Origin of the sequence: Streptomyces flavofungini, from assembly GCF_041028215.1 — a bacterium.
Lineage (GTDB): Bacteria > Actinomycetota > Actinomycetes > Streptomycetales > Streptomycetaceae > Streptomyces > Streptomyces flavofungini_B.
Window position 1 is genome coordinate 1 of record NZ_JASKYR010000982.1, and the last position, 2,676, is coordinate 2,676.

A 2,676-nucleotide genomic window follows, 5' to 3' on the forward strand; every position below is an offset into this window, starting at 1 on the left:
GGACCGGAAGATGGTCCGTGGCCGCCCTCAGGTCTGTCCCCGTCACGCCCGGCAGCCCCACGGGGACCCCGCAGCCGAGCACCTCGACGCCCGGTGTGGCGAGGATGGCGTCGATGCGCTGGTGGGGGTCGCCGGGCGTGGAGGTGTGCTCACCGCCCCAGGGCTTGGTGCGCCAGCAGTCCTGGAGCGTCCTGGTGAGCCTGCGGAAGGTCCGGCCGGTGGGCCGCTCGTTGAGGTCGCCGCCCGCGACCGCGTGCTCGGCGCCGAGCGCCGCGAGCCGGTCGAGCAGCAGCCCGCCCTGGGTGTACCGCTCCTCGGCCTGGAGGCTCAAGTGACAGCTCAGTACGCCGAGTCGGGCGCCGCCGAAGCGGACCACCGCCGTCGCGAAGCCGCGCCGGTGCAGGCCGGGGGTGAGCGGGAGCAGGACGTCCTCGGTCCGCTCGACGGTGGCCCGCAGCGAGCAGAGCAGCGCGGGCCCGGCCGCCGTGCCGCCGCCGGAGAGGATCACCAGGTCGGCGGCGCGGGCGAGGCGGGCCAGCTTCTTGCGCCAGCGGAAGAACCGGGGCGCCTCCTGGACCAGGACGAGGTCGGGCGCGCAGGCGGCGATGACACGGGCGAGCGCGTCGGTGTCGTCGCGCAGCGAGCGGACATTGTAGCTGAGCACCCGGATGACGGCCGAACCGTCCTCCTCGGTGCGGGAGTTGGGGAGATCGGCCAGCGGACTCGTCGACATGCCGATCAAGATACGACAGTGCCCGCCGCTCCCTCGCGGGGCACGGCGGGCACGGCCGGACGAACCATGACTCGGCTGACGAACCAGGACGCGGCTGACGGGCCGGGACGCGGCCGACGCGCCGGGTCCCGGCCCGCGCACCGGGTCTCACATGACGGGGTCGGGCTCCCGCGCCAGGTCGGCGGCGCCGACCAGACCCGCCTTGTTGCCGAGCTGGGCGGCGATGACCTCGGCCTGCGGGCGCCAGGCGGCACCGACGAGCCAGCGCTTGAAGGACTTGCGGATCGGGTCGAGGACCAGCTCGCCCTCGTCCGAGAGGCCGCCGCCGACGATGAACGCGGACGGGTCGAAGAGCGACGCCAGGTCGGCGAGACCGGCACCCGCCCAGCGGGCCAGCTCGCGGTAGGAGTCGATGGCGACCGCGTCGCCCTGCCGGGCGGCCATGGAGATGTGCTTGCCCTCGACGCCCTCGGGGGTGCCGTCGCCGAGCGAGAGGAGGTACTCGGCGCGCTCCGGCGTCGCGTTGGCCCGCTGGCGGGCGTACCGCACGAGGGCGCGGCCCGAGGCGTACTGCTCCCAGCAGCCCTGGCTGCCGCAGCCGCAGAGCAGGCCGTCCGGGACCATCCGGATGTGGCCGAACTCGGCGGCCACGCCGAAGTGGCCGCGGCGCAGCTTGTTGCCGATGATGATGCCGCCGCCGAGGCCGGTGCCGAGCGTGATGCAGATGACGTTGCGGTGGCCCTTGCCGCCGCCGAACCTGTACTCGCCCCACGCGGCGGCGTTGGCGTCGTTCTCCACGACGACCGGGAGGCCGACGCGCTTCTCGACCTCGTCCTTCAGCGGCTCCTGCCGCCAGTCGATGTTGGGCGCGAAGTAGACCGTGGAGCGCTGGCGGTTGACGTAGCCCGCGGCGCCGATGCCGACTCCGACGATCTCGTGACCGGCCCGCGCGCCCTCCACGGCGGAGGCGATCGCGTCGACGATGGCCTCGGAAGTACCAGGAGTCGGCACCTTGAACGTCGAGAGGATGTTGCCTTCCTCGTCGACCACTCCGGCCGCGATCTTGGTGCCGCCGATGTCGACGCCGATGGTGAGTCCCATGAATCCCTCAGTTCGATCGAGCCCCGCTACGGCCCACCGTACCCGAGGGGGGTCAGTCCAGATCGATGTGTTCGCCCGCCGAGGGACCCTCGTCRCCCCGGTCCCGGCCGCGACCGGGGTCACCGGGCGCCCCCGCGGTGTCACCCCGGGTCCAGCGGCCCTCCTGGCCCTCGACCGCCGAGCGGTAGGCGGCGAGCAGCTCGGAACCGGCGGCGGCGAGGTGGTCGAAGACGTCGGGGTTGCGCTCGATGACCGGCTCGACCACGGCCTTGGCCTCCCTGACCAACTGCTTCAGGGTCTGTTCGACGGCGCCCTGGGCGACCGCGCCGAAGAGCGGCGACTGAAGCCCGGAGAGCTTGTCCGAGACGGCGTCGAGCAGCTTGCGCAGTTCCTCGGCGGCCGATCCAGGCGGCTGCCCGTACTGCTCGCGGCGGCGGGCCTTCTCCGCCGCCAGATCCTCGGCGCACGCCTTCTCCCAGGCGTCCGCGTCGGCTTCGGGGGCTTCGCGCTCCGTGGCATCGCTCATACCACTCGACGTTACCCGAATGGCGGCAGCCCGTTCACTGTCCGCGCGGCCACAGGCCGGGGTCCGGCGCGAACCGCACCCGCAGCTCGCCCTCGCGCAGTCCGGCGCCCGCGACGGTGCAGCGGCGCAGCGCGGACGGCAGGCTCAGCACACGGCGGTGCGTTCCCGCGCGGACGACCAGGCTGTCGCCGCGCCTGACCAGGCCGAGGTCCTCGCGGACGGCGCCGGGGAGCGGGATGTGCCAGACGTAGAGGTCGCCGCCGTCGTCGGCGGTGGCGMSSKCKACGKGCCACTCGGCGGGGGCGACCTCTACGTC

At 73.8% G+C, this 2,676-nt stretch carries 4 protein-coding genes; all 4 read right to left on the bottom strand.

Annotated elements, in window-relative coordinates; all coding sequences use genetic code 11:
* The coding region (locus AB8Z36_RS37390) for an endonuclease/exonuclease/phosphatase family protein (protein WP_369217833.1) at window positions 1-733 on the bottom strand (733 nt) is incomplete at its 3' end.
* A gap of 147 nt (window positions 734-880) precedes the next feature.
* Window positions 881-1,834, bottom strand: coding sequence for an ROK family glucokinase (locus AB8Z36_RS37395; RefSeq protein WP_369217834.1), 954 nt, complete (start codon window positions 1,832-1,834; stop codon window positions 881-883).
* A gap of 52 nt (window positions 1,835-1,886) precedes the next feature.
* A complete protein-coding gene (locus tag AB8Z36_RS37400) occupies window positions 1,887-2,360 on the bottom strand; it encodes a DUF5304 domain-containing protein (protein ID WP_369217835.1) in 474 nt (157 codons plus the stop codon).
* A 34-nt stretch (window positions 2,361-2,394) separates the two neighbouring features.
* Window positions 2,395-2,676, bottom strand: a 282-nt coding sequence (locus AB8Z36_RS37405; protein ID WP_440582107.1) for an ArsA family ATPase, incomplete at its 5' end; no start/stop codon positions are given.